The following is a 25,496-nucleotide window of genomic DNA, read 5'->3' as shown; positions in this document are numbered from 1 at the left end:
GCAGGCGCCGATAGTCTGACGCAACCGTGTCCCCGTTGACACCGGCATTTGCCTTCACCATGTTGCGCGCTCTTTGATTGAGCAGTTGCGGATAAGCGGAACATGAAGGTCGTCGTCGTTGAAAGTCCGGCCAAGGCCAAGACAATCAACAAATATCTGGGCAAGGACTACGAGGTTCTCGCCAGCTTCGGTCATGTTCGCGATCTGCCGGCCAAGGATGGTTCGGTTCGTCCGGACGAGGATTTCGCCATGTCCTGGGAGGTCGATACGGCCGCCCGGAAGCGCATTGCCGATATTGCCGGTGCGCTCAAGGGCGCCGACGGCCTGATCCTCGCCACCGACCCGGATCGCGAAGGCGAAGCGATCTCCTGGCATATCCTGGATGTGCTGCGGGCCAAGAAGGCGCTGAAGAAGGACGTGCCGGTTCAGCGCGTGGTGTTCAACGCGATCACCAAGGACGCCGTGACCGCGGCAATGGCCAAGCCGCGCGATATCGATATGCCGCTGGTCGACGCCTATCTGGCGCGCCGGGCGCTCGACTATCTTGTCGGTTTTACCCTCTCGCCCATCCTGTGGCGCAAATTGCCGGGGTCGCGATCGGCGGGCCGGGTGCAGTCGGTGGCACTGCGACTGGTTTCGGACCGGGAGTCCGAGATCGAGCGCTTCCGGGCCGACGAGTACTGGTCGGTCGAGGCGCAACTGGCGCAGGGCGGCAAGAATTTTCTGGCGCGGCTGTTTGCCGTCGACGGCAAGAAGACCGACAAGCTCGATATCAAGACCGGCGAGGACGCAGCAGCGCTCAAGAAGCTCATCGAAGGCGGGCAGTTCAATGTCGCCAATGTCGAGAAGAAGCCGACCAAGCGCAATCCCTACGCACCGTTCACAACCTCGAGCCTGCAGCAGGATGCCTCATCGCGGCTGGGCCTTTCGCCATCGCGGACGATGCAGATTGCCCAGCGCCTCTATGAGGATGGGCTGATCACCTATATGCGAACCGACGCCGTGCAGATGGCGCCGGAAGGCATTGCCATGGCGCGCTCGGTGATCGGGAAATATTTCGGCGAAGAGTATCTTCCCGAAAAGGCCCGCATCTACCAGACCAAGGCCAAGAATGCGCAGGAAGCGCACGAGGCCATTCGCCCCACGGACATGTTCAAGCGTCCGGAAAGCCTCAACCTCGATGCCGACCAGGCCAAGCTCTATGGCCTGATCTGGAAGCGGACGCTGGCCAGCCAGATGGCGTCGGCGGCCATCGACCGGACCACGGTGGACGTGGCGGTCAACGTGCCCGGACGGGCCGTGACGCTGAGGGCCACCGGATCGGTCGTGACCTTCCCCGGATTCCTGACGCTTTACGGTGTCGAGGCCAAGACCGATGGCGACGAAGACGACGATGACGGCCGCGAATTGCCGCCGCTGGCCGTGGGTGACAAGCCGAGCCTCAACAAGGTCGAGATCGAGCAGCATTTCACCCAGCCGCCGGCGCGCTATTCCGAGGCGAGCCTGATCAAGAAGATGGAAGAGCTGGGCATCGGGCGCCCCTCGACCTATGCGGCGACGCTGTCGACCCTCAAAGACCGCAACTATGTGCGGCTCGACGGCAAGGCGTTGCATCCCGAGGATCGCGGGCGGATCGTCACCGCCTTCCTCGAAAGCTTCTTTACCCGCTATGTCGAATACGGTTTCACCGCGGGGCTCGAAGAACGGCTCGACCAGGTGTCGGCCGGTGATCTCGACTACAAGGTGCTGCTGCGCGACTTCTGGCGCGATTTCACCGCGGCTACCGAGGAAATCAAGGATCTGCGGGTTTCCGAGGTGCTGGACGCACTCAATGACCTGCTCGCCGACCATATCTTCCCGGCCAAGGCGGACGGCTCGGACCCGCGCCGTTGCCCCACCTGCGGAACCGGCACCCTGTCGCTAAAGCTCGGAAAGTTCGGCGCCTTTATCGGCTGCTCGAACTATCCCGAATGCAAGCACACGATGCAACTGTCGGACGCGGCCTCGGGGCAGTCCTCGGAGGCGGCGGCGGGCGATGGCGTGCTGGGCGCAGACCCGGCGAGCGGCGAAGAGGTGTTTCTCAAGTCGGGCCGTTTCGGGCCCTATGTGCAGCTCGGAGATGGCAAGGAGCCGAAGCGCTCGTCCCTGCCCAAGGGCTGGGAGCCGGGATCGCTGACGTTGGAAAAGGCGCTGCAATTGCTGTCGCTGCCGCGCGAGGTGGGCCTGCATCCCGAAACCGGCCTGCCGATCAGCGCGGGTCTGGGGCGATATGGGCCGTTCGTTCTGCATGATGGCAAATATGCCAACCTGCCCGATGTCGAAGAGGTGTTCACCGTCGGGCTCAATCGCGCCGTCGACCTGATCGCCCAGAAGGCGGCGGGCGGTGGCCGTGGCGGACGCGGCGCTGCCCCGGCGGCGATCCAGACTTTTGAGCGCGACGATGGCCCGATCACGGTGCGGGCCGGACGCTATGGACCCTATGTCAACCAGGGCAAGATCAACGCCACGCTGCCCAAGGACATGAAGCCCGAAACGGTGACGCTGGATCAGGCCATTGCCCTGTTGGCGGCCAAGGCCGGAGCGGGCGGCGGCAAGAAAAAGGCACCGGCCAAGAAAGCCGCAGCCAAGAAACCGGCTGCCAAGAAGGCACCAGCCAAGAAAGCGGCGCCAAAAAAAGCTGCTGCAAAGAAGACGGCGGATTCAGAGGACGTGCCGTTTTAGCAGTGTGGTGCCTGCGACCTTGCCTTTCGGCGGGCTCAGGGTATGCCGGATATCTTTTCCGATGAACTGATCCATCGGCTCTATCGCCCCCTCGCCCCTCAGGGGAGAGGGCCGGGGTGAGGGGTGAAATCCCCTCGGGTGACGCGTGTCTGAACCCCTCATCCGGCGCTTCGCGCCACCTTCTCCCTTCAGGGGAGAAGGGACGGGCGCTTGTCACAAAATCAGGTTAATCGTGGCGACGAATACACGGCCGTAACGGCAAGCTTACCCTATCGTGCGTTCGATCAGGCCGAGCCAGTTGTCCAGCGCGATTTTTCGGACCAGGGTTTCGCCATAGCCGTGCGCCAGCATGGCGTCGAAGAGGTGGGGGACGCCGGTGACGTCGCCGATTTCGGTGGGCATCATGGCGCCGTCGAAGTCGCTGCCCAGCGCCACGCCGTCTTCGCCCAGAGCCTCGATGAGGGCATCGAGGTGTTCGAGCATGGTGGTGAGCGGGGTGTCGGCGACGAAGCGTCCATCCTGGCGCAGGAAGCCGGTCGCAAAGTTGAGCCCGACGAGGCCACCGCTTTCGCGGATGGCCGCAAGCTGCCAGTCGGTCAGATTGCGGGTCGAGGCGCAGATGGCGTGGACATTGGAATGGGTTGCGACCAGTGGCCTGGTCGAAATCGCCGCCACATCGCGGAAACCAGCGGCATTGAGGTGGCTGAGATCGATCGTCACGCCGCGCTGGTCGCAGAGCCGCACCAGGTCCTTGCCGGCATCAGTCAAGCCCGGGCCGATATCCGGATCGGCCGGAAAGCGGAACGGCACGCCGGTGCCGAAGGCATTGGCCCGACTCCAGGTGATACCGATGGAGCGCAGGCCGGCGGCGTAGAGAACTTCAAACGAGTCGAAATCCGGATCGATCGCCTCGGCGCCCTCGATATGGAAAATCGCTGCCAGCTTTTCGGCCTCGATGGCCGACCTGATCTCGCCCGCCGTCCGGCAGATAGACAGCGCTCCGGCGCGTTCGAGCTGCAGCAGGAGCGAAGCCATGCCATTGGTGGATTTGGCTGCTTCGGACAGTTCCAGCAGCGGCGGCAGGTCGCCCTTGGCGTAGTCGGGGGCCGCGACGCTGGCGAGGCTCGATTTGACTGGGGGCGGGAACATGGCGAAGAACCCGCCCGCCATGCCTGCCGCGCGGGCCCGCGGCAGGTCGATGTGACCCTCCTTGCTGCCGTCGATGAAGCCGGACAGGCGCTCGGCCTTCGGCTTTTCCAGGAGGCGAAGCAGGGTGTCGTTGTGGCCGTCGAAGAAGGGAATGGTCACGCGTCTTCCTCATGCACGAAGACCGTGCGGCCATTGACCAGGGTCCGCATGACCTTGCCCTGCATGCGGGCGCCCTCGAAGCTGGTGTTGCGCGAGCGCGAACGGAAGGTCTTTTCGGTGACCTGCCAGGGATATTCGAGATCGAACAGGATGAGATCGGCCGGTGCCCCGCGCGCAATACGTCCGGTTTCAAGACCGAGGATTTCGGCGGGGCGGCTGGTCATGGCCCGCAGGATGGTCATCAGCTCGACATCGCCGGAATGCACCAGCCGCAGGGCGGCCGCGAGCAGAGTTTCGAGGCCGATGGCGCCATAGGAAGCTTCGGCGAAGGGCTGGCGCTTGACCTCGCTGTCCTGCGGATCGTGATCGGAATGGATGGTGTCGATGGCGCCCGAGCGCAGGCCATCGATCACCGCGCGCCGGTCGTCCTCGCTGCGCAGGGGCGGATTGAGCTTGAAGAAGCTGCGGTAGCGCCCGATGTCATTTTCGTTGAGGCAGAGATTGTTGATCGAGATGCCGGCCGAGACGCGGCTATTGTTGCTCTTGGCGGTGGCGAGCAGGTCCACGGAGCCTTTGGTCGACACCTGGGCGGCGTGATAGTTCACCCGGGTCAGGGCCGCCAGTTGCAGGTCACGGGCGAGGGGGATGGTCTCGGCCTCGCGCGGAATGCCCTTGAGGCCCAGAACCGTGGCGAACAGGCCCTCGTTCATGACGCCGTCGCCCGCCAGGCTGGCATCGGTCAATTGGTGGACGAGAGGCATGTCGAAATTGGCGGCATAGGTCATGGCGCTGCGCAGCAGGGCACTTGACTGGATCGATGCGGAACCGTCGGAGAGGCAGGCGGCGCCCGCTTCCTTGAGCAGCCCGAACTCGGTGATTTCCTTGCCGGCCAGCCCCCTGGTGATGGCAGCGGCGGGAAGGATGCGGGCCGGAGACTGCGCCTCGGCCCGGCGGATCAGGAAATCCACCAGCGCGCCATCGTCCACCGCCGGGGTCGTATCGGGCATCATCACGAAACTGGTGACGCCGCCTGCAACGGCAGCCGCGCCGGCCGAGGCCAGCGTCTCGCGATATTCCTTGCCGGGCTCGCCAACAAAAACCCGCATATCGATGAGGCCCGGCGCCAGCACCATGCCCTGGGCGTTGATGACTTCGGCGCCGTCCGGCACCCCGGCCGGACCGCCGATGGCCAGATCGGAAATGCGGCCGTCTTCAATGAGAACCGCTCCGGTCTGATCGGTATTGGAGGCCGGATCGAGGATGCGGGCATTGTCGATGATGAGGGGGCGGATCATGGCTCGTTCCTCGCCGGGAGCAGGGCATCGAGCACGGCCATGCGCACGGCGACCCCCATTTCGACCTGGTCGGTGATGACGCTGCGATCACCATCGGCAATGGCGGGGTCGATTTCGACGCCGCGGTTCATGGGGCCCGGATGCATGACGATGGCGTCAGGCTTGGCATGGGCCAGCTTGGCCTCGTCCAGACCATAGAAGCGGTAGTATTCGCGCACCGAAGGGATCATGCGGCCATTGGCGCGTTCGTGCTGCAGGCGCAGCATCATCACCACATCGGCACCCTTGAGGCCTTCTTCCATGTCGGTGAAAACTTCGGTCGCCAGGTTTTCGATGCCGGCGGGAAGCAGGGTGCGGGGCGCGATGACCCGGGTGCGGACGTTGAGCGCGCCCAGGAGCAAAAGGTTGGATCGGGCGACCCGGGAATTGGCGATGTCGCCACAGATGGCAACGGTCAGCCCGGCAAGCGTACCCTTGTGGTTACGGATGGTCAGCGCATCGAGGAGCGCTTGGGTCGGATGTTCGTGGGCGCCATCGCCGGCATTGATCACGGCGCAGCCGACCTTCTGGGAGAGCAGTTCCACCGCACCAGCGGCGGAATGGCGGACGACCAGGACGTCCGGGCGCATGGCGTTGAGGGTCGCGGCGGTATCGACCAGGGTTTCGCCCTTGGACACCGAACTGGTCTTGACCGACATGTTCACCACCAGCGCACCCAGGCGCTTGCCGGCGATCTCGAAGGAGGACTGCGTCCTGGTCGAGGGTTCGAAGAAGAGATTGATCTGGGTCTTGCCGGACAGCGTCGGCAGAGACTTGCGCTCCTGCCGGGACACTTCGATCATGCCCTCGGCGCGGTCCAGCAGGTCGATGATTTCGTGCGGCTGGAGATCGGCGATGGAAATGAGGTGTCGTTGCTGGAACGGGGGGAAGTCACCGGAATGGCCGGTGCGTGAGCTCTGCTGCGGCATGTCGCATCCCTTGCGATTTGCTGCGGTCTAGCCGAGGGGGCAGGGTGGGGCAAGCCCACCCTGGCCGTTTCGCGAAATTATCCCCGCCGCAACCGCCAAAGCGCCAGGGCAAAAGCACCGCCCAGAGTCAGTTCGACAACAGCAACCCAGATCAAGGCTGGCGATGGCGGCCCGTCGGTGAGGATGGCGACCAGCCGCGACAGGCCAAAGCTCAGATAGAGCAGCAGGCCCGCCGCGACACCGACCTGCTGGTACCTGGCCTGCACGAGGCCAACGGCCTGGATCAGGCCTAGGGCAAGGATGAGCAGGGCCGGGGCCTTGAGCTCATTGAGCAGGCTCACCTCCGCGCCGACCGCAATTCCGTAACCGGAATAGAACGGAACGGGCAGGAACAGGATCGACAGGGCCAGGGCAGCTGCCGTCAAAGCGCCGATGGCCAGCAGCAGCCGCGTGAAAATGGCCACGGCTAGGCGGCCAGCCGCCAGGCGCCGGCTTTTGCGGCCCCGACGCAATAGTCAGCAAAGTCTCGCGGCGGACGGCCAAGGGCTTCCTGGACGCCGTTGGTGATCGACTCATTGCGGCCATCGAACAGTTCCCGGAACAGTTCTGTGTAGAGATGGGCGTCATCGGGCCCGATCGCGGCTTCCATCGCCGCCTGGAATTGATCGAGGGATATGGGAGCGTAGGCCAGTTCGCGCCCCGTGGCGGCATCGATCTCGAACATGGCATCGGCAAAGGTGAGCAGGCGCGGGCCGGTCATTTCATACACCTTGTTGTGGTGCCGGTCGTCGACCAGGGCGGCTGCGGCCACTTCAGCGATGTCGTCGAGGTCGACGAAGGGTTCCGCGCGCGTGCCAGCCGGCAAGGCGAGCAGGCCGTCCATGACGCCCTGGTGCATAAGGCCCTCGGAAAAGTTCTGGTTGAAGAAGGCCGAGCGCAGGATGGTGTAGCCGAGGCCGCTGTCGCGCAGCACGTTTTCGGCCCTGATCGCGCCGCTTTCGCCGCGACCGGAAAGCAGGGCCATGCGCCTGAGACCCGCAGACCTGGCGGCGGCGACAAGGGCCGCGATATCATCGGCGCTTTGGGGTGAAGCCAGGTCTGGATAGTAGGCGACATAGGCCGTGTCCACGCCGGAGAAATGATCGGCCCAGTTCGAGCGGTCCTGCCAATCAAACGGCAATGCGGTGCGGCGGCCCGCCGGACGGGTGGGGCGGTTCATGTCGGTCAGCTTGGCGACGACTCGGCGGCCTACCTTGCCGCTGGCGCCAATGACGAGGATGGGTGAATGGCTCATAGGGATCTCCCGTTTTGCTTACGACCGGGAGATTGGCGACGTGGGCTGGACTTTCCATCGCCGAATGGCCAGTTATCTATGCAGATCGTCCAGCAAGTTTGTTAGGATTGGTGTCGCATGGCCGTTTCGCACTTCCAGCCCCCCGCCGCCTCGGACCCGCTCGGCGATGTCCTGCACATGCTGCGGCTCAATGGCACGCTCTATTGCCGGGCCGAATTGGGTGCGCCCTGGGGCGTGGCGCTGCCGCAGATGGAAAATGCGATGCTGTTCGTCATCATAACGGCGGGCGAGGGCTGGATGCGCCTCCCCAATCGTGATGCTGTGCTCGTGCGCGAGGGCAGCATGGTGGTGCTGCCACTGGGCACGCCGGTTGAACTGGCCAGCTCGCCGGATATGAAGACCACGCCCCTGTTCGACCTGCCGGCGACCCGTGTCAGTGAGCGCTATGAACTCATGTCCATTGCCGGGCCGGGGCCAGTGACGCGCGCCATGACCGGGGTGGTGGCGTTTGACGATGTCGCGGCCCGCCGGCTGGTCGAGCTGCTGCCGGACGTATTGATCGTCGATCGCTGGCACGATGCGGCCGGTGGCTGGGTGCGCAGTACGCTCGACCTTATCTCCCATGAGGCGGCGGACTTGAGGCCGGGGGGCGAGGCGGTCATCACCCGGCTGGCCGATATCCTGATCATCCAGGCGATCCGCACCTGGCTCGATACCGCGCCGGAGAGCCAGACGGGCTGGCTCGCCGGGCTGCGTGATGCACAATTGGGGCGGGCGCTGGCGGCCATGCACAATCGTCCGGGTGAAAACTGGACGCTGGAACAGCTGGCGCGGATTGCCGGCATGTCCCGCTCGGGATTTGCGGCACGGTTTGCCGAAACTCTGGGCGTGCCGGCCATGCGTTACCTGACCGATTGGCGCCTGCAGCGGGCGCGCCTGGCCGTGGTAGAAGGGCGGGAGACACTGTCGCGCATTGCCCGCCATGCAGGCTATCAGTCGGATGCGGCCTTCGGGCGGGCGTTCAAGCAGGTTTTCGGTGAATCGCCGGGAAGTCTCAGGCGCGGCACCTCGAGATCATTTTCTGAATTGGATCAGAAAATGGCTTTAAGCCATTGATATTGTAGCGCTTACGGACTCGAAAGTGGATTACCAGTTGCGCAACCGGTCAAGGGCGCCCTGCAGGATGTAGCTGGCGGCCAGTTTGTCGACGACTTCCGCGCGGCGGTCGCGGCGCAGGTCGGCCTCGATCATCATGCGGGTGACGGCCGAGGTCGATAGGCGCTCGTCCCAGAAGGCGATGGGCAGCGTGATCTTTTGCGCCAGGTTGCGGGCGAAGGCGCGGGTCGACTGGACGCGCGGGCCCTCGCTGCCATCCATGTTGAGAGGCAGGCCGAGAATGATCGCCACCGCCTGATTTTCGGAGATGAGTTCGATGAGCCGCTCGGCGTCCTGGGTAAACTTCGTGCGCTTGATGGTTTCGAGCGGGGTGGCCGAATAGCGCATGGCGTCCGAAACGGCGACACCGATGGTCTTGGTGCCCAGGTCCAGCCCCAGGATTTTTCCTGAGGGCGGAATGGCGGCAAGGGGATTGGTCAGGTCTTCGGTCACGTCAGGATTCCCAAAGACCTCATCCTGAGCTTGTCGAAGGACGAGGTCGAGCGAGTGGAGGCTGGCCTGCCGCGACCTCGTGGTTCGACAGGCTCACCATGAGGGCTACTGGTCCTTGCCAGTTGATCGACCTCCTATAGGCTGTTGGCGACCTTGGCGACAGGAATCGATGGATGAAACTCACCTGGTTTGGCGGAACCGCCTTTCGCATTCACATCGGCGGCCAGATCATCGTGGTCGATGCGGAGCAGGCGATCGGCGTCGATTCCGGCGAACTGGTAAGCGGCGCGGATATCGTCACTGCCATGGACGCGCCACATAAGCCTGCTGATGGGACCAATTGGACTGCCCGGCCCATCCAGAGACTGCTCGACGCCGACGAATCGCTGCGCCCCGCGCAGATCTGGACGCTGGGAGAGGGGGCGCTGCTGGTTGATGCGGATGAGGATCGTCCGCTGCTGTTGCTGGCCGGCGAACCACCGGCTCTCGGCCGTTGGGTGGAAAAGGCCGTGGTGGTGATGGCGGGGGATGACCTGGCGCGGCGGGGTGCGGCACTCCTCGAAAGCCGCAGGCCGCACCTGATCGCGTTTGGCGGCAGCGACGCGGCGCGGGATCAGGCTTTTTCGATGCTGCCCCCGCTGCTCGACGGCGCCGGGCTCATCGCCCTGGAGCCCGGCCTCGCCGTGGAAGTCTGATGTGACGGATAAGGCATTTTCATTGTCTTTTGCCGTGGCGGATTGCTAATAACGCCGCGAACACGCATTCCGCTGGAGAAATTCATGTCCGTCGACGCCGCCACCGTAAAGCGCATCGGTCGCCTGGCCCGTATCCGCATCGAGGAAACGGAAGTGGCCGGCTATCAGCAGGAGCTCAATGCCATCCTGGGCTTTGTCGAGCAGCTTGGTGAGGTGAATGTCGATGGTGTCGAGCCGATGACCTCGGTGACGCCAATGACACTGCGCCGCCGCGACGACGTGATCAGTGACGGCGGCTATCCCGAAAAGATCGTGGGCAATGCACCGCTGACCGAAGACAACTTCTTCATGGTCCCCAAGGTGGTGGAATAAATGGCGATCAGCATCGCCATCGAAACGCCGCTGCAGGACGACGTGCGCGCCCTGGTCGAGCAGCTCAATGCGCACCTCTTGCCGCTGTCGCCGCTCGAATTCCAGTTCAAGATGACCGTCGAGCAGATGGCCGACAGCGCCACGACCCTGTTCGTGGCCCGTGATGATAGCGGCAAGGCCGTGGGCATGGGTGCGTTGAAACTGCACGGCCCGGAGCTGGGCGAGGTCAAGCGCATGTTCACCCTGCCCGAAGTGCGGGGCCAGCGCGTCGGGCGGCAACTGCTGGAGCGCATCATCGAGCTGGCGCGCCAAAAGGGCTTGCCGGTGGTGATGCTTGAGACCGGCACGGGCGACGGCATGGCCGAGGCGCACCGGCTCTATACGCGCTACGGCTTTGTCCAGCGCGGCCCCTTCCTCGATTATCCCGACAGCGAATGGTCGGCCTTCTTTGAACTGCCGCTATCGGCTCCGGCTGGGGTGGCCTGATCGCCGCCCGCCGTGACGAATGAGAGATATTTCCGTGACTGACCTGACCAAACTCAGCCTCGCCGATGCCCGCAAGGGTCTCAAGGACAAGAGCTTTACAGCGCTCGAATTGACCGACGCCTATATCGGGGCCATCGAGAAGGCCAATCCGAGCCTCAACGCCTATGTGGCGACGACGCCCGAACAGGCGCGGGACATGGCCAGGGCCAGCGACGAAAAACTGGGCAAGGGGCAGGGCGGTACGCTCGAGGGCATCCCGCTGGGGGTCAAGGACCTGTTCGCGACCAAGGGCGTGCACACCCAGGCCGCCAGCCATATTCTCGATGGCTTCAAGCCGGAATACGAATCCACCGTGACGGCCAATCTCTGGCGCGATGGCGCGGTAATGCTGGGCAAGCTTAACATGGATGAGTTTGCCATGGGCTCGTCCAACGAGACGTCCTATTACGGCCCGGTGACCAGCCCGTTCCGGGCCGATGGCAGCAATGCCAGCCTGGTGCCGGGCGGATCGTCGGGTGGGTCGGCCGCGGCCGTGGCGGCCTGGCTCTGCGCCGGCGCGACGGCAACCGATACCGGCGGCTCGATCCGCCAGCCGGCGGCCCTTACCGGCACGGTGGGGATCAAGCCGACCTATGGGCGTGCATCGCGCTGGGGCACAGTCGCTTTCGCATCCTCGCTCGATCAGGCCGGCCCGATTGCCCGCACGGTTGAGGATGCGGCAATCCTGATGACCTCGATGTCGGGGTTCGATCCCAAGGATTCGACCAGTGTCGATATTCCGGTTCCAGATTTTGCCGCCGCCGTCGAGCGTGGCGTGAAGGGCCTGACCATCGGTGTTCCGAAGGAATACCGGATGGACGGGATGCCGGGAGAAATCGAAAAGCTCTGGACCGAGGGACTGGAATGGCTGAAGGCCGAGGGCGCTACGGTCAAGGACATCTCTCTGCCGCACACAAAGTATGCGCTGCCGGCCTATTATATCGTGGCCCCGGCCGAAGCCTCGTCCAACCTCGCCCGCTATGACGGCGTCAAGTATGGCCTGCGCGTCAGCGGCAAGGACATCACCGACATGTATGAATTGACTCGCGCCGCCGGTTTCGGCCGGGAGGTAAAGCGCCGCATCATGATCGGCACCTATGTGCTCAGCGCCGGCTATTTCGATGCCTATTACGTCAAGGCGCAGAAGGTGCGGACGCTGATCAAGAAGGATTTCGAGGACGCCTTCCACGGCGGGGTCGACGCCATCCTGACGCCAGCGACGCCTTCGGCGGCTTTCGGCATCGGCGACGAGACGCTCGCGGCCGATCCGGTGGCGATGTATATGCAGGACGTTTTCACCGTGACCGTCAACATGGCGGGCCTGCCGGGCATCGCGGTTCCGGCCGGAAAGGACGGGCAGGGACTGCCGCTCGGCCTGCAATTGATCGGCAAGCCTTTTGACGAGGAAACCCTGTTCGCAGCCGCGCGCGTGATCGAAAAGAGTGCCGGCGGCGACTTCTCCCCGAAACCCTGGTGGTAAGCATCTGGAGGTCGCGCCGCTTGATTGCGGCGCAAAACCGCACTATTTGCGGCCAATGCACAAGTTGAAACTGGTTGTGACGCACCCGCTGGTCGCGTCCGGGCCAACAGGAATTTCGCCGATGGCCACTGATATCTTTACGACGCTCGACTGGTCCGAGCCTCCCAAGGACATGAGCAAGCCGCTGCAGGCCCTGTGGTGGCTGAAAAAGGGTGAGATGCGCGTCGGGCCCGAATGGGAAAAGGCGCACACGATCGTGCAGGCCATGGAAGGCGTGCAGGCCTTCGACTGGGTTCATGCCCTGATGCACTGGATCGAAGCCGATATGGGCAATGCCGACTACTGGTATCGCCGCGCCGGCAAGCGCCGCGCCACCGCCAGCGTTTCGGCCGAATGGGAACACATCGCTGCGGCCCTCAGCGACGTGACGCGGCATTAGCCTACGCAGGGCGCCGCCTTCGGGCTTGACCCGAAGGCCAGTCTCAACTCGGTGTGAGGTCTGAATGGCCCTCGGGTCGAGCCCGAGGGCAGCGCCGTGTTTTGTGGTGCTGTAGGCCGCCTTTAGCGATTGTCCACCTGGCTGCGGACCAGTTCGAGCCCGCGCTTGGTGATCCTATAGGGTCCACCACCCTGGGATTTGATCGCTTTCTTTGCCTTGAGCTTGCTGAAGATGAGCGGGGTGAGCCCGTTGATCAGCCAGCCGTCGCGGCTGAAAAACTCGAAAGCAGCGATCTTGCCGCGCTCGTCCTTGATGGCGGCGATGCGTCCGCCCTGCGCGAGCGCGTGCAGCACCCGCTGTTCGTTTCGGGAAATATCCATGGAAAAGTCTGAAGCCTGAATGGCGGCATGTGGCCGCAAACAAACGGAGCCACGCCCGCGTCACGCCCGGCAGCGGCTTGGTTCATTCATGCCCGTCGCGTCGTGGACGGGCTATCAGACAATCTCAGACTGGCTAGACATGGCTCATGATTAGGTCGTGCCGGCCGGATTGGCCATAGGGATCATGGCCGGCGGGTTGAAATCGTGCGGCAGCCGGTGCAAACCAGCAACAGATCAAATCCACTTTGGATGAATACATGCCTACGCCCAATGACCACCTCGTGCTTGCCAGAGAGAAGGCGGGCTACCCCACAAAAGAAAGTGCTGCCCAGGCTCTTGGGATTTTGCCTGAGACGTATCGACATCACGAGAATGGAACTAGGGGCCTAACTTGGGAAACAGCAAAGCGATATGCTTCCAAATTCGGAGTATCACCTGACCATCTGATGGAAGGCGTTAGACGAAAAGTGCCAGCTACCTTGAACAATCCTAAACAGCCTGCCGAATGCCAGACCAAGGACGATGTCCGTTTCGAAATCGACCGGATCGACCAGGCCCTGCTGGCCCTGTTTGCGGAGCGCCACGGCTATGTCACCCGCATGGCCGAGATCAAGACCGATCCACACGAAGCTTATGATCCCGCCCGTATCGAGACGATCGTATCAAAGGTCAGAAGCCGCAGTTTGGACCTTGATCTCGACGAGGATCAGGCCGAACTTATCTGGCGGACCCTGATCGACTGGAACATCAATTACGAGAAGGGCATCATCGCAGCCAGGCGACGCGCGAAATAGGAGGCCAGAATGTCGGGCATTCGGATACGCAAGGCGGAGATCTCGGATGCCCCACGACTGGCCGACATCGCCTATCGCGCGTGGGAAGACGGCATCCTGCCTGTGGTGGGCGAGCGACCGGGTATCCGCGATGAAGAGCGCCGGCGGCTGTCGCATGCCGTTGGCCAATACTGGCCCCACACCATCGTCGTGGAACTGGACGGCGTCGTTGTCGGCTGGTGCGCGCGGGTCAAGGGCCGCAATTACATTCCCTACCTCTTCGTGATGCCGGACCTGCAGAGCAACGGACTGGGCCGGATGTTGCTGTCGCGCATGGAGGCCATGCTGGAACTCGAGGGTGCGCAGCGCATCCGGCTGGAAACGCCCGCCGACCATGTGCGGGCCGTGCAATTCTACGAACGGCAGGGCTATCGCATTCTGGCCCTCAAGACAGATGGGCGGCGCAGCCAGGACCCGTTCGGCAGCGTGCATCTGGAAAAATGGCTGCATCCCTATGACGGGGAGATCGAGGACCTCGACTAGCCGGTTCGCGGCGGTTGCATAGAGCGGGCAAGCCCGGTAAGCACGACACCGGAATTACCGTGTTTCAGGACCGCAAAGTGACACTCGTCGACACCCGCACCCCCGACAAGAAACGCCTGATCTCCGGTTCGACCGGCGACTGGGAAGTGATCATCGGCATGGAGGTGCATGCCCAGGTCACCAGCGAGAGCAAGCTGTTCTCCGGTTCCTCGACAGCCTTCGGCAATCCGCCCAATGCCAATGTCAGCTTCGTGGACGCGGCCATGCCCGGCATGTTGCCGACCATCAACGAGGAATGCGTGCGCCAGGCCGTGCGGACCGGGCTGGGCCTCAAGGCCCAGATCAACAAGCGCAGCGTGTTCGATCGCAAGAACTATTTTTATCCGGACCTGCCGCAGGGCTACCAGATTTCCCAGTTCAAGGACCCGATCGTCGGCGAAGGCAAGGTGTTGCTGGATGTCGATGGCGAGCAGATCGAGATCGGGATCGAACGGCTGCATCTGGAGCAGGACGCCGGCAAATCGATCCATGACCAGCACCCGAACATGAGCTTTGTCGACCTCAACCGGTCCGGGGTGGCGCTGATGGAAATCGTCAGTAAGCCCGACCTGCGCTCGTCCGAGGAAGCCAAGGCGTATCTCTCCAAGCTGCGCACGATCCTGCGCTATCTTGGCACATGCGACGGCAATATGGAGCAGGGCTCCATGCGTGCCGACGTCAACGTGTCCGTGCGCAAGCCGGGCGGGGAATTCGGGACGCGCTGTGAGATCAAGAACGTCAATTCGATCCGTTTCGCCGGCCAGGCCATCGAATATGAGGCGCGCCGGCAGATCGACATTCTGGAAGATGGTGGCAGCATCGACCAGGAAACGCGCCTGTTTGATCCCAAGAACGGGGAAACCCGCTCCATGCGCTCCAAGGAAGAAGCGCATGACTATCGCTACTTCCCCGATCCGGACCTGCTGCCGCTCGAATTCGACGATGCCTTCATCGCTGGCCTTGCCGAAAACCTGCCGGAACTGCCGGATGAAAAGCAGGGGCGCTTCATCAAGGACTATGGCGTCACCCCTTATGACGCCATGGTGCTGACGCTCGATCGTGAGACCGCCGACTATTACGAAGCCTGCGTGAGCTTTGGCGCAACCAAGCGGGACGGCAAGGCGGTCGCCAATATCCTCAATGGCGATGTGGCGGCCTTCGCCAACAGCCAGGGGCTGGCGGTGTGGGAAACCCATCTCAAGCCGGCGCAGATTGCCGGGCTGGTCGACCTCATCGCCGGCGGCACGATCTCGTCAAAGGGCGGCAAGGACGTGTTGCAGATCCTCATCGCCGAAGAACCCGAGGGAGAACCGGCCGAGATCGTCGAGCGTCGCGGGCTCAAGCAGGTGACGGACCTTGGCGCCATTGAAAAGATCGTCGACGACATCATCGCCGCCAATCCCGACCAGGTGGAAAAGGTGAAGGCCAAGCCGACCATGATCGGCTGGTTCGTCGGCCAGGCCATGAAGGCCTCCGGTGGTAAGGCCAATCCGCAGGCGCTGAACGAATTGATGAAGAAAAAGCTCGGGATCGAGTAGAGACCAGAGGCTTCGATTTTGGCGGGCCGGACCCTTGTGTCCGGCCCTTTTTTCGTCGCGCGCACGCTGCACGCGCCTCAATTCTTCGTTCATAAACTCGAGTTTACGGCCCTAAACCCTGGCCATATTGGCTGCCGCCTAAACCCGGGGGTAATGGGACTATCGGGTTCACGCCGCCTTCATGGTGCTTGCCGGCAGGGCGATTCCCACCGGCTCGATACACACCATGAGGAGACTGAACCATGAAACTTCGAATCTTGGGTGCGGCAGCCGTTCTGCTGATGACCACCTCGATGACCCAGGCAGCCTGGACCGGCGAGGAGATAGCTCGGCAATACCAGGAGAAAGGGTTCACCCGCGTCGAGGTCGAGCTTTCGCGTACGCAGGCCAAAGTGGAAGCCTACAACCAGGAAATGAAGGTCGAGGTGATCTATGATCTCGACACTGGCGACGTGCTGAGGATGGAAACCGAATCCATCGACGCGGACGACGACACGACTCCCGGCATCTATTTCGACGAATTCGATGATGATGGGTTCACCGACGAAGACGCCTTCGACGATGAAAATTGGGACGATGACCGGGACGACGACGGGGATGATGACCGGGATGACGACCGGGATGACGATCGTGATGATGATCGGGACGACGACCGGGACGATGACCGGGATGGCGATCGGGATGACGACCGTGACGACGATCGGGATAACGATCGGGACGACGACCGTGACGACGACCGGGACGACGACCAGGACGACGACCAGGACGATGATCAGGACGATGATCAGGACGACGATCAGGACGACGATCAGGACGATCGCGATGACGACGAGGACGATGAAGACTAATCGTCAACTTTGCGTATGGGGGCCGGCCTTGCCGGTCCCCGCACGAACGCTGTAGCCTGATGGCAGGAGTAGGATGACATGCGCCGTCGACAGTTTTTGATCGCCCTGACCGGCCTTACATTTGCATTTCCGCAGATGGCTCATGCGGACTATGTCGATAGCGTCGTTGCCCAACTCGAAGCGCAAGGCTACCGGGATATCGAGATAACCCGGACATTGCTTGGCCGAGTCCGGGTCTTGGCGACGCATGCGCAGGGTGTCCGTGAGTTGGTGATAAACCCGCGGACCGGGGAACTCCTTCGCGATGTCTGGACCACCGCCGGCGGTCGCACCGTTCCCTCCGCCACGATCCCGTCGACGACCAGTGGTACGGAAGGCGAAAGGTCGGATTCGGATGACGATGAGGACGATGGTGATGACGACAGCGACAATGACGACGGCGATGATGATGACGGCGATGACGACGATGATGACCGGGATGACGACTGAGCCCGCGATCAGATGAGCCGGGTCTGGGCTATCGTCGTCATTCTCTTGGTTCAGGTCGTCAGCGCGTTCTTTTTCGTGTCTGACATTTTGTCGTCCTATATTGGATTGTGGGCTGGTCCGCTCTCCTGGGAGGCCCGGGAACTGCTGGAGATCGGAGCGGCGCTGGGGCTGGTTGTCGGGGTTGGTTTTGGTGCCGTCTCACTTTGGCAAGCGGACCGGAACCGGCGTCTCGCGGAAGAGCGACTGCGGCGCGCTTCCGGTGCCTTCATGGAGCTGTTGAACGAACGCTTTCTGGAATGGCGGCTGACTCCGGCCGAGGCCGACGTCGCGCTTTTCGCGCTCAAGGGGCTCTCGATCTCGGAGATCGCCGGCCTTCGCGGTACGTCCGAAGGCACTGTAAAAGCTCAGACCAACGCGATTTATCGCAAGGCTGGCGTGACCGGCCGCACCCAATTGCTGTCGCTGTTCATCGACGACCTGATGGAAGACGACAGCGCCATTCGCGCTTCGCTCGTCCCGTTGCCGCCGCCAGCAGAGCCGCCCGTGTTGCCCGCACCTGCGGAGACCACGCGAGGACCGATCCTACTGGGTCGCGCTTCGACCGGGAAATAGGTTGCGAATGCGGCCGTCGATGAAGAGCAGGCCGAAGAAGATCACGAACATCCCCAGAATCTGGACCGGCAGGATGGTTTCGCCGAGCACGGTGACGCCGATCAGCAGGGCCGAGATTGGTGCAATGAAGGTGGTCGTGGCGAAGTTGGTGGCGCCGACGCGGGGGAGAATGCGGTACATGATCTGGAAGGTGAAGGCGGTCGATAGCAGACCAATGGCCAGTGCTGCGCCCCAGGTTTCGGGCCGGGTCATGACCGGAGCGCCTTCGGTGAAGAAGGCGACGGGGGTTGCGATCACGGCAGCGCCTGTCAGGGCGATCGCGGCAAAGGCCGTTGGCTCGACGTGTTTGAAGCTGCGGGTGATGTTGAGGGTGAGCGCGTAGCAAAGGGTGGCACAGAGGCAGGCGGCCACAGCCCAGAGCTGGGAGGACCCGCCTGACGTCAGGGCTGGCGAGACCAGGATAGCGGCGCCGGCAAAGCCGATGGCTACGCCGGTGAACTTGGTCGGGGTGGCCTTCTCGCCGCCGATCCAGAAATGGGAAATGACGGCCGTGACCATGGGGGTCAGGGCATTGATGATGGCGGCGATACCGCTCGCAAGATGCGCCTGGGCGAGGGGAAAGAGCGCAAAGGGGATGGCATAGGCGAGAACGCCCAAAGCCGCCAGTTGCAGCCACAGGCGCGGGTCGCGCGGCACCTTTTTTCGCAGGGCGAACATCACGGCCCAGCATCCCAGAGCGCCGATGCCGACCCTGAGCGCGGTGACCCAGAGGGGCCCGAGCTCGCGGATCAGCAGGGCATTGAAGACGAATGAGCAGCCCCAGATGGCGCCCAGCAGGACAATTAGCGACCAATCGCGCAGACTCATGGGGCACCTCTCAGACAGGGCGCGACGCTACGCCGAGGTGGAACAAAGGTCGAACCGATTTTGACGATGAGGGTCATCAATTGCTGTGATGGGTCAATTCCAAACGGCAGCAAGGAAAGCACTGACCGACGCGTTGAACACACCGGGCCGTTGCAGGGGCGCGAAATGGCTGACATCGGGCAGCAGGTGGAATGACCCGTTGGGCAGGGATGCTGCGATGTATTCGGCATGATCGCGGCGGATGAACTCGTCACCCGTGCCGATCACACTCCATACCGGGACGCCGATGTCCGCGAGATCGGCAGCGGTGTAATTGGGCTGGCTGGATTGCATCACCCCAAGATCGTCGCGCATCCGCTCGAATGCTTCGGGTGTCGGGGAGAGCTTGGCATATTCGCCGACGTGATGCGCGTAGATGCGATCGATCACTGGCGTCGGCTGGAAGGGCAGGGCACCGGTGGCGTCGACATTGCAGGCGAAGAAGTAGAGCCCTTTTATGCGCTCGGGGTGTTGCCGGGCCATCACCAGCCCGGTGTCGGCGCCATCGCTCCAGCCGACAATGGCAGCCTGCCCGATCCCCAATTTATCCATGACAGCCAGCGTGTCCCGGCCCATCTGGTCGTAGGTATAGGGGTCATCCGTCCGGCTCGAGTGGCCCTGGCCGCGGCTGTCTATGGCGACAACCTGGTATCCGGCGCCGATCAGGTCTTCGACCTGGTAGGCCCAGTTTCCGGCATGGCCAAGGCCGCCGTGGAGCAGGATGACCGGGCTGCCGGTCCCCCTGGTCCAGTACCAGATTTTGGCGCCCTCGTTCTCCACCATGCCGGACTGATCCGGGCTGGGGAGGTCGGGCATTCCATGTTCGGCAAGGTGAGTCAGATCGTCGTCGGTATGGGTCATGATATTCTCCTCTGGTCCACGACGGGCATCTGCCCAGCCGTTCGACAAGATCAGAACGTGACCCGGCCCTCGGCGAGCATTTTGAGGGCTTCGGGATAAATGCGGTGTTCTTCGATGAGCACGCGGTCGGCCAGAGATTGCGGCGTGTCCCCGGCAAGCACCGGCACTTTGGCCTGAACAATTGCGGGGCCTTCATCGAGGCCGGGCGTTACGAAATGCACGGTGCAGCCATGCACGCTCGCCCCGTCGGCCAGGGCGCGCTCGTGGGTATGCAGCCCCTTGTAAAGCGGAAGGAGGGACGGGTGGATGTTGATCATCCGCCCCTGCCAGCGGATCACGAAATCCTCGCCCAGGATGCGCATGAAACCGGCAAGACAGACATAGTCGACTTCCCAGCTCTCCATGATCTGGGTCATCGTGTCTTCGAACATGTCGCGGCTTGGAAACTTGCTCTGGGCAAGCGAGGCCGTGGCGATGCCGTCATTTGCCGCGATCGCGAGGCCGGGTGCGGCGGCCTTGTTGGACAAAACGCCGACGATCTCGGCCGGATAGGCTGGGTCCCGGGCGGCGTCGATCAATGCGGACATGTTGGAGCCGCGCCCGGAGATCAGAACGGCGACGCGCTTGCGGGTCACAGCGAGAGTGATCCCCTGAAGGTCACGGGCTCGCCGGTGCGCTCGGTCAGACTGCCGACGACAGCAGCGGTTTCGCCGGCCTGGGTGAGATGGACGACGAGCTTTTCCGCATCCTCGGGTGAAACCGCGACCAGCATGCCGACGCCGCAATTGAAGGTGCGCAGCATTTCGCGTTCGCTCATACCGCCGACCTTGGCCAGCCAGCCGAAGACGGGCGGCACGGAGACCGCGCCAAGATCAATACCGGCGGCCAGGTGATCAGGCAGCACACGCGGAATATTGTCGATGAAGCCACCGCCGGTGATGTGGGCGAGGGCCTTGATGCCAATGCCATCCGCAAGCGCGGCGAGGAGCGGCTTCACATAGATGCGGGTGGGTTCGAGCAGGGCTTCGGCCAGCGATTTGGCCGGAGCAAAGGGGGCCGGGGCGTCCCAGGCCAAGCCCGACAGCTCAACGATCTTGCGCACGAGCGAATAGCCGTTGGAATGGACGCCGGACGAGGCAATGGCGACCAGCGTGTCGCCCGCGGCGATATCCTTGCGGGGCAGCAGCGCATCGCGCTCGGCGGCGCCGACTGCAAAACCGGCGAGGTCGTAGTCATTGCCGTGATACATGCCGGGCATTTCGGCGGTTTCGCCGCCAATCAGCGCGCAGCCGGCCAGACGGCAGCCATGGGCGATGCCCTCGACAATGGCCGTGCCCTGGGCAACGTCCAGCTTGCCGGTGGCAAAATAGTCGAGAAAGAACAGCGGCTCGGCGCCTTGCACGACAAGGTCATTGACGCACATGGCGACGAGGTCCTGACCGATGGTGCCGTGAATGCCGGTATCGATGGCGATCTTGAGCTTGGTGCCGACGCCATCATTGGCCGCCACCAGCACCGGGTCCTTGAAACCTGCGGCTTTCAGGTCGAACAGGCCGCCGAAGCCGCCGATCTCGCCATCGGCGCCAGGGCGGCGGGTGGACCGCACGGCCGGCTTGATGGCCTCGACCAGAGCATTTCCGGCGTCGATGTCGACCCCGGCTTGCTTGTAAGACAGTCCGTTTGGTGGCAGGTTTTGCGTGTCGGACATGAGCCTTTGCCAATGCTGGGGATTTCGGGCGCAAGTGAGCGCGCGCGATCCGGGTTGGTTGAAGTTTTCGATGGTGGCCGTTACATGGCCTGATAACTTCTAGATTACCCGTAGGCAAGGGCTGCACGACGCCATGGCACTTAGAAATCAGGTGATGATCTGGATCGGATTCCTCGTGGTCCTGATCCTGGCGATCTGGGTGTTCCGCGGCATCCTTCTGCCCTTCGTGGTCGGGGCGGCTCTGGCCTACCTGCTGAACCCGCTGGTGAACCAGTTGCAGAAGTGGCGGTTCAGCCGCACCTGGGCGACCGTGGTGGTGCTGCTCCTGATGCTGACCATCATCATCGCGCTGTTCGTGATGTTCGTGCCGCTTATCGGCCAGCAGATCGTGGGCCTGATTCAGCGCCTGCCGGCCTATGTCAGCGATCTGCAGCAATTGGCCATCGACTATTCGCCGACCATCAACGAATGGCTGGGTGCAGAGCGGGCGGCGCAGGTGCAGGCCAGCATCAATGACCTGACGCGCCAGGCGCTCGGGTTCATCGCCACGATTCCGGGGGAACTGGTCAATATCGGGATTACCGGCGCGGTCGTGGTCGGGCTGATGGTGCTGACGCCAGTGGTGGCCTTCTACCTGCTGCTCGACTGGGAAGGCATGGTGCGCGGCATCGATGGCCTGCTGCCCAAGGAGCACAAGAGCGAGATCAAGGGCATCCTGCAGGAGATCGACAAGTCCATGGCCGGCGTTATTCGCGGGCAGGGCGGTGTGCTGCTGATCGATGCCGCATTCTATGCCACGGCTCTCAGCCTGGCCGGGCTCAACTATGGCCTGGCCGTGGGTCTTATTGCCGGGCTCATGAGCTTTATTCCCTATGCCGGGTTCACGATCGGCCTGGGCCTGTCGGTGGGTATCGCCTTCGTGCAGTTCGCCCCGAACTGGTGGATGGTGGGGCTCATCGCCGGGATTTTCCTGTTCTGGCAGTTCATCGAAGGCAATGTGCTCTACCCCAAGCTTGTGGGGTCCTCGATCAATATCAACCCGGTCTGGATGATGTTTGCCCTGCTCGCCCTGGGCGCGGTCTTCGGCTTCGTGGGACTGCTGCTGGCGGTGCCGATGGCGGCGATTGCCTCGGTGCTGGTGCGGTTCGGCGTGCGCAAATACAAGGAAAGCTACCTCTATCTCGGACCCAATGGCGGTGGCGACGGCAACGATGGCATGGCCTGAAGGCGGACCCCGCCAGCTCGCACTCGACCTCGGCCACGAACCCTCGCTGGCGGCCGACGATTTTCTGGTGGGCACGGGCAATAGCGTGGCCCATGCGCGAATCGCTGCCTGGCCGCACTGGCCCGAACACCTGACGGTGCTGGTGGGGCCGCCGGCCTCCGGCAAGTCTCACCTGGCGCGCATATTTGCCGATATCAGCCATGCCCATATGGCGGGGCCGGACGAGTTGGCGGAGCTTGTCGCCGATCCGGACCGGCGGGCCCTGGTGATCGAGGATGTGGATCGTGGCCAATATGACGAAGTGGCGCTGTTTCACCTGCTCAATCAGTCACTGCGCGGCGAGCGATCGCTATTGCTGACGGCGCGCGGTGACATCGCCCAATGGCCACTCAAGACCGACGACGCCAGATCGCGGTTGCGCCGGGCACCGCTGTTCCGGCTGGAGAGCAGCGACGACATTGAGTTGTCACATATGTTGGTGAAACTGTTCGGTGATCGGCAAATCAAGGTCGAACCCAGGGTGATCGGCTATCTCGTGGCCCGTATGGAGCGCAGCCAGGAGGCGGCCACGGCCCTGGTCGACACAATGGACCGACTCGCGCTGGCGCGGGGTTCCGCCATCACCCGGACAATAGCAGCCGAGGCCCTTGCGCTCCGCCACGATGCGGCGGACGCAGACCGGCAGGAAGACTGGAACGACGATGAATGAAATGAGCGAGTTTCCCGAGACCGAGGGCGCGGTGCCCGATGCTGATGCCCTGCGCAACAGCCCGGCGCGTTTCGTCAACCGCGAGGTGAGCTGGCTGCAATTCAACATGCGGGTGCTCGAAGAGGCGGGAAATGAGGCCCATCCGCTGCTCGAACGGCTGCGGTTCGTGTCCATCTCGGCGAACAATCTCGACGAATTCTACATGGTGCGGGTCGCCGGCCTCAAAGGCCAGATCCGGGCGGGGCTGGCCAAGCAGAGCGCGGACGGGCTGACGCCGGGCGAACAGCTCGAGGAAATCGCGACCCTGGCCCAGCATCTGCAGCTGGAGCAGCAGGATCATTGGCAGAGCCTGCGAGAAGCGCTGTTCGAGCAGAACGTGGTCATCCACGAGTCCAATGACCTGACCGAAGAGCAGGTCTCCTACCTCCAAAAACTGTTCCGCGAAGAAATCTTCCCGGTGCTCACCCCAATTGCGGTTGACCCGGCGCATCCTTTCCCCTTCATTCCCAATCTGGGTCTGGCCCTGGCCTTCGAGCTCAAGCGGCCTGACAGCGACCAGCCGCTGACCGCCCTCGTCCGCATTCCCGGCAATCTCGATCGCTTCATCAACCTGCCGACCGGGCTGGTGTCCGAGGGGCGCACCGAGGTCGTGACCATCGACACGCTGGTCAAGCTGTTCTTCCACAAGATGTTTCCGGGCCATGAAGTGGTGGGTTCGGGGGCGTTCCGCATCATCCGCGACAGCGAAATCGAAATCGACGACGAGGCGGCCGATCTCGTGGTGGAATTTGAGTCTGCCCTGCGCCAGCGCCGGCGCGGGCAGGTGATCCGGCTCGAAATCGAACGCACCATGCCCAGGGCCCTCAAGCGCCAGATCGGCGAGCAGCTGGGGGTCAAGGAAGCGGACGTGTTCGAGGTGCACGGGTTTCTCGGCCTCGCCGATGCGCGCAAGATCTGCGACGTGCCGCGGGCCGACCTCAAGTTTCCGCCCTACCTGGCGCGCTTTCCCGAACGCATCCGCGATTACAATGGCGACAGCTTTGCGGCCATCCGGGCCAAGGACATTCTGGTTCATCACCCGTTCGAGAGCTTCGACGTGGTGGCCCAGTTTCTCATGCAGGCGGCGCGCGATCCGGAAGTGGTGGCGATCAAGCAGACGCTCTATCGCACGTCCTCGGACAGCCCGATCGTCAAGGCGCTGATCATGGCTGCGGAGGCGGGCAAGTCCGTCACGTGCCTGGTCGAACTCAAGGCGCGGTTCGACGAGGAGGCCAATATCCGCTGGGCCCGCGACCTGGAACGCGCCGGGGCGCAGGTGGTGTTCGGGTTTATCGAGCTCAAGACTCATGCCAAGATGAGCCAGGTGATCCGTCGCGAGAAGGGCAAGCTGGTCAGCTATTGCCATATCGGCACCGGCAACTACCACCCGATCACCGCCAAGATTTATACGGACCTGAGCTATTTCACCATCGACCCGGCGGTGACGCGCGACGTGGCGCGGGTCTTCAACTTCATCACCGGCTATGCGCGACCGACCGAGCTCGAAACCATTGCCGTGTCGCCGGTCAATCTCAGGCAGACCCTGATCGACAGCATCGGAAGGGAAATCGAACTGGCCCGCAGCGGACAGCCGGCCTCGATCCTGCTCAAGATGAACTCGCTGGTGGACCCGCTGGTCATCGATGCCCTCTACGACGCCAGCCAGGCCGGTGTGAAGGTCGACCTGATCGTGCGCGGCATCTGTTGCCTCCGGCCCGGTATTCCCGGCTTCTCGGACAATATCCGGGTCAAGTCCGTAGTCGGCCGGTTCCTCGAGCACAGCCGCATCTATTGTTTCGGCAATGGCGAGGCCATGCCCTCGACGCGGGCCAAGGTGTATATTTCCTCGGCCGATATCATGGGCCGCAATCTCGACGGGCGGGTCGAGATCATGGTGCCCATACTCAACAAGACCGTGCACAAGCAGATTCTGGATCAGATCATGGTTGCCTATCTCAAGGACAACCAGCAGAGTTGGGAAGTGCTGCCCGATGGAAGTTCGCATCGGGTCCGGCAGGCGGAAGGGGAAGAGCCCTTCAACGCCCACAAGTACTTCATGACCAATCCCTCGCTGTCCGGCCGTGGCAGCGCCGGCATGGTCGATCGCGACGAGGGCTGAGC

Annotated in this window: 27 protein-coding genes; 16 read left to right on the top strand and 11 right to left on the bottom strand. The window is 63.0% G+C overall.

What is annotated here, in order from left to right:
- Positions 1 to 102: 102 nt before the first annotated feature.
- Entirely contained in the window at positions 103 to 2,721 is a 2,619-nt protein-coding gene (gene topA / locus KIT02_RS04000) for a type I DNA topoisomerase (protein WP_297582513.1), read from the top strand.
- 264 nt (positions 2,722 to 2,985) lie between these two features.
- Here the strand turns inward: topA and KIT02_RS03995 are convergent, their stop codons facing one another.
- The 5 genes from KIT02_RS03995 to KIT02_RS03975 all read right to left on the bottom strand — a co-directional run bounded on the left by KIT02_RS03995 (position 2,986) and on the right by KIT02_RS03975 (position 7,586).
- On the bottom strand, positions 2,986 to 4,029 hold the full coding sequence (locus KIT02_RS03995) for a dipeptidase (protein ID WP_297582511.1): 1,044 nt from the start codon (positions 4,027 to 4,029) through the stop codon (positions 2,986 to 2,988).
- On the bottom strand, positions 4,026 to 5,324 hold the full coding sequence (gene pyrC / locus KIT02_RS03990; RefSeq protein WP_297582509.1) for a dihydroorotase: 1,299 nt from the start codon (positions 5,322 to 5,324) through the stop codon (positions 4,026 to 4,028). The genes KIT02_RS03995 and pyrC overlap by 4 nt, the downstream gene beginning before the upstream one ends.
- Positions 5,321 to 6,292: an aspartate carbamoyltransferase catalytic subunit gene (locus KIT02_RS03985; RefSeq protein WP_297582506.1), complete on the bottom strand. Its 972-nt coding sequence runs from the start codon at positions 6,290 to 6,292 to the stop codon at positions 5,321 to 5,323. The genes pyrC and KIT02_RS03985 overlap by 4 nt, the downstream gene beginning before the upstream one ends.
- A 77-nt stretch (positions 6,293 to 6,369) precedes the next feature.
- Positions 6,370 to 6,756 carry a DUF4345 family protein gene (locus KIT02_RS03980; protein WP_297582504.1) on the bottom strand — a complete coding sequence of 129 codons (387 nt, stop codon included), beginning with the start codon at positions 6,754 to 6,756 and terminating at the stop codon, positions 6,370 to 6,372.
- Between the two features lie 2 nt (positions 6,757 to 6,758).
- Complete coding sequence (locus tag KIT02_RS03975) at positions 6,759 to 7,586, bottom strand: NmrA family NAD(P)-binding protein (RefSeq protein ID WP_297582502.1); 828 nt, start codon at positions 7,584 to 7,586, stop codon at positions 6,759 to 6,761.
- Between the two features lie 117 nt (positions 7,587 to 7,703).
- Here KIT02_RS03975 and KIT02_RS03970 point away from each other — a divergent pair, with 117 nt between their 5' ends.
- Positions 7,704 to 8,702, top strand: a complete 999-nt coding sequence (locus tag KIT02_RS03970; RefSeq protein ID WP_297582499.1) for an AraC family transcriptional regulator — start codon at positions 7,704 to 7,706, stop codon at positions 8,700 to 8,702.
- A gap of 30 nt (positions 8,703 to 8,732) precedes the next feature.
- Here the strand turns inward: KIT02_RS03970 and ruvX are convergent, their stop codons facing one another.
- On the bottom strand, positions 8,733 to 9,194 hold the full coding sequence (gene ruvX, locus KIT02_RS03965; RefSeq protein WP_297582496.1) for a Holliday junction resolvase RuvX: 462 nt from the start codon (positions 9,192 to 9,194) through the stop codon (positions 8,733 to 8,735).
- Between the two features lie 173 nt (positions 9,195 to 9,367).
- On the opposite strand from ruvX, the gene KIT02_RS03960 reads away from it, so the two are divergent.
- The 5 genes from KIT02_RS03960 to KIT02_RS03940 all read left to right on the top strand — a co-directional run bounded on the left by KIT02_RS03960 (position 9,368) and on the right by KIT02_RS03940 (position 12,705).
- A complete protein-coding gene (locus KIT02_RS03960) occupies positions 9,368 to 9,889 on the top strand; it encodes a hypothetical protein (RefSeq protein ID WP_297582493.1) in 522 nt (173 codons plus the stop codon).
- An 84-nt stretch (positions 9,890 to 9,973) separates the two neighbouring features.
- Positions 9,974 to 10,261 (top strand): Asp-tRNA(Asn)/Glu-tRNA(Gln) amidotransferase subunit GatC, encoded by a 288-nt coding sequence (gene gatC, locus KIT02_RS03955; protein ID WP_297582491.1) that lies wholly within the window; start codon positions 9,974 to 9,976, stop codon positions 10,259 to 10,261.
- The gene (locus tag KIT02_RS03950) at positions 10,262 to 10,747 is read left to right on the top strand and encodes a GNAT family N-acetyltransferase (protein WP_297582489.1); all 486 of its coding nucleotides are present in this window, start codon (positions 10,262 to 10,264) and stop codon (positions 10,745 to 10,747) included.
- A 34-nt stretch (positions 10,748 to 10,781) separates the two neighbouring features.
- Positions 10,782 to 12,266 carry an Asp-tRNA(Asn)/Glu-tRNA(Gln) amidotransferase subunit GatA gene (gatA, locus tag KIT02_RS03945; RefSeq protein WP_297582487.1) on the top strand — a complete coding sequence of 495 codons (1,485 nt, stop codon included), beginning with the start codon at positions 10,782 to 10,784 and terminating at the stop codon, positions 12,264 to 12,266.
- A gap of 121 nt (positions 12,267 to 12,387) precedes the next feature.
- Positions 12,388 to 12,705, top strand: coding sequence for a hypothetical protein (locus tag KIT02_RS03940; protein WP_297582485.1), 318 nt, complete (start codon positions 12,388 to 12,390; stop codon positions 12,703 to 12,705).
- 122 nt (positions 12,706 to 12,827) lie between these two features.
- On the opposite strand, the gene KIT02_RS03935 is transcribed toward KIT02_RS03940, so the two are convergent.
- The gene (locus KIT02_RS03935) at positions 12,828 to 13,085 is read right to left on the bottom strand and encodes a YjhX family toxin (RefSeq protein ID WP_297582483.1); all 258 of its coding nucleotides are present in this window, start codon (positions 13,083 to 13,085) and stop codon (positions 12,828 to 12,830) included.
- Positions 13,086 to 13,564: 479 nt separating this feature from the next.
- Between KIT02_RS03935 and KIT02_RS03930 the strand changes: the two genes are divergently transcribed.
- The 6 genes from KIT02_RS03930 (at position 13,565) to KIT02_RS03905 (ending at position 17,927) form a co-directional block, all read left to right on the top strand.
- Positions 13,565 to 13,879 carry a chorismate mutase gene (locus KIT02_RS03930; protein ID WP_297582481.1) on the top strand — a complete coding sequence of 105 codons (315 nt, stop codon included), beginning with the start codon at positions 13,565 to 13,567 and terminating at the stop codon, positions 13,877 to 13,879.
- Between the two features lie 9 nt (positions 13,880 to 13,888).
- Complete coding sequence (locus KIT02_RS03925; RefSeq protein ID WP_297582478.1) at positions 13,889 to 14,401, top strand: GNAT family N-acetyltransferase; 513 nt, start codon at positions 13,889 to 13,891, stop codon at positions 14,399 to 14,401.
- A gap of 77 nt (positions 14,402 to 14,478) precedes the next feature.
- Positions 14,479 to 15,978, top strand: coding sequence for an Asp-tRNA(Asn)/Glu-tRNA(Gln) amidotransferase subunit GatB (gene gatB / locus KIT02_RS03920; RefSeq protein WP_297582475.1), 1,500 nt, complete (start codon positions 14,479 to 14,481; stop codon positions 15,976 to 15,978).
- Positions 15,979 to 16,220: 242 nt separating this feature from the next.
- Positions 16,221 to 16,826, top strand: coding sequence for a hypothetical protein (locus KIT02_RS03915; protein WP_297582472.1), 606 nt, complete (start codon positions 16,221 to 16,223; stop codon positions 16,824 to 16,826).
- Between the two features lie 78 nt (positions 16,827 to 16,904).
- Complete coding sequence (locus KIT02_RS03910) at positions 16,905 to 17,315, top strand: hypothetical protein (RefSeq protein ID WP_297582470.1); 411 nt, start codon at positions 16,905 to 16,907, stop codon at positions 17,313 to 17,315.
- Positions 17,316 to 17,327: 12 nt separating this feature from the next.
- Complete coding sequence (locus tag KIT02_RS03905; RefSeq protein WP_297582468.1) at positions 17,328 to 17,927, top strand: helix-turn-helix transcriptional regulator; 600 nt, start codon at positions 17,328 to 17,330, stop codon at positions 17,925 to 17,927.
- Here the strand turns inward: KIT02_RS03905 and KIT02_RS03900 are convergent.
- The 4 genes from KIT02_RS03900 to purM form a co-directional block, all read right to left on the bottom strand.
- Entirely contained in the window at positions 17,898 to 18,794 is an 897-nt protein-coding gene (locus KIT02_RS03900; RefSeq protein ID WP_297582467.1) for a DMT family transporter, read from the bottom strand. The two genes, KIT02_RS03905 and KIT02_RS03900, sit on opposite strands and share 30 nt — an antisense overlap.
- 93 nt (positions 18,795 to 18,887) lie before the next feature.
- Positions 18,888 to 19,694 (bottom strand): alpha/beta hydrolase, encoded by an 807-nt coding sequence (locus KIT02_RS03895; RefSeq protein WP_297582464.1) that lies wholly within the window; start codon positions 19,692 to 19,694, stop codon positions 18,888 to 18,890.
- Between the two features lie 50 nt (positions 19,695 to 19,744).
- Positions 19,745 to 20,329, bottom strand: a complete 585-nt coding sequence (gene purN, locus KIT02_RS03890) for a phosphoribosylglycinamide formyltransferase (RefSeq protein WP_297582461.1) — start codon at positions 20,327 to 20,329, stop codon at positions 19,745 to 19,747.
- Positions 20,326 to 21,402, bottom strand: a complete 1,077-nt coding sequence (gene purM / locus KIT02_RS03885) for a phosphoribosylformylglycinamidine cyclo-ligase (protein ID WP_297582459.1) — start codon at positions 21,400 to 21,402, stop codon at positions 20,326 to 20,328. Before purM ends, purN begins: the two co-directional genes overlap by 4 nt.
- A 133-nt stretch (positions 21,403 to 21,535) precedes the next feature.
- On the opposite strand from purM, the gene KIT02_RS03880 reads away from it, so the two are divergent.
- From KIT02_RS03880 to KIT02_RS03870, 3 genes are read left to right on the top strand one after another with little or no spacing between them, the layout of a single operon-like run.
- The gene (locus KIT02_RS03880; protein WP_297582455.1) at positions 21,536 to 22,627 is read left to right on the top strand and encodes an AI-2E family transporter; all 1,092 of its coding nucleotides are present in this window, start codon (positions 21,536 to 21,538) and stop codon (positions 22,625 to 22,627) included.
- The gene (locus KIT02_RS03875; protein ID WP_297582453.1) at positions 22,614 to 23,336 is read left to right on the top strand and encodes a hypothetical protein; all 723 of its coding nucleotides are present in this window, start codon (positions 22,614 to 22,616) and stop codon (positions 23,334 to 23,336) included. Before KIT02_RS03880 ends, KIT02_RS03875 begins: the two co-directional genes overlap by 14 nt.
- 1 nt (position 23,337) lies before the next feature.
- Positions 23,338 to 25,494 (top strand): RNA degradosome polyphosphate kinase, encoded by a 2,157-nt coding sequence (locus KIT02_RS03870; RefSeq protein WP_297582451.1) that lies wholly within the window; start codon positions 23,338 to 23,340, stop codon positions 25,492 to 25,494.
- The last annotated feature ends 2 nt before the right edge of the window (positions 25,495 to 25,496 follow it).

Source organism: Devosia sp., assembly GCF_025809055.1.
Lineage (GTDB): Bacteria > Pseudomonadota > Alphaproteobacteria > Rhizobiales > Devosiaceae > Devosia.
Note: the sequence above shows the minus strand (reverse complement) of the source record. Positions and strands in the feature narration are given on the sequence as shown.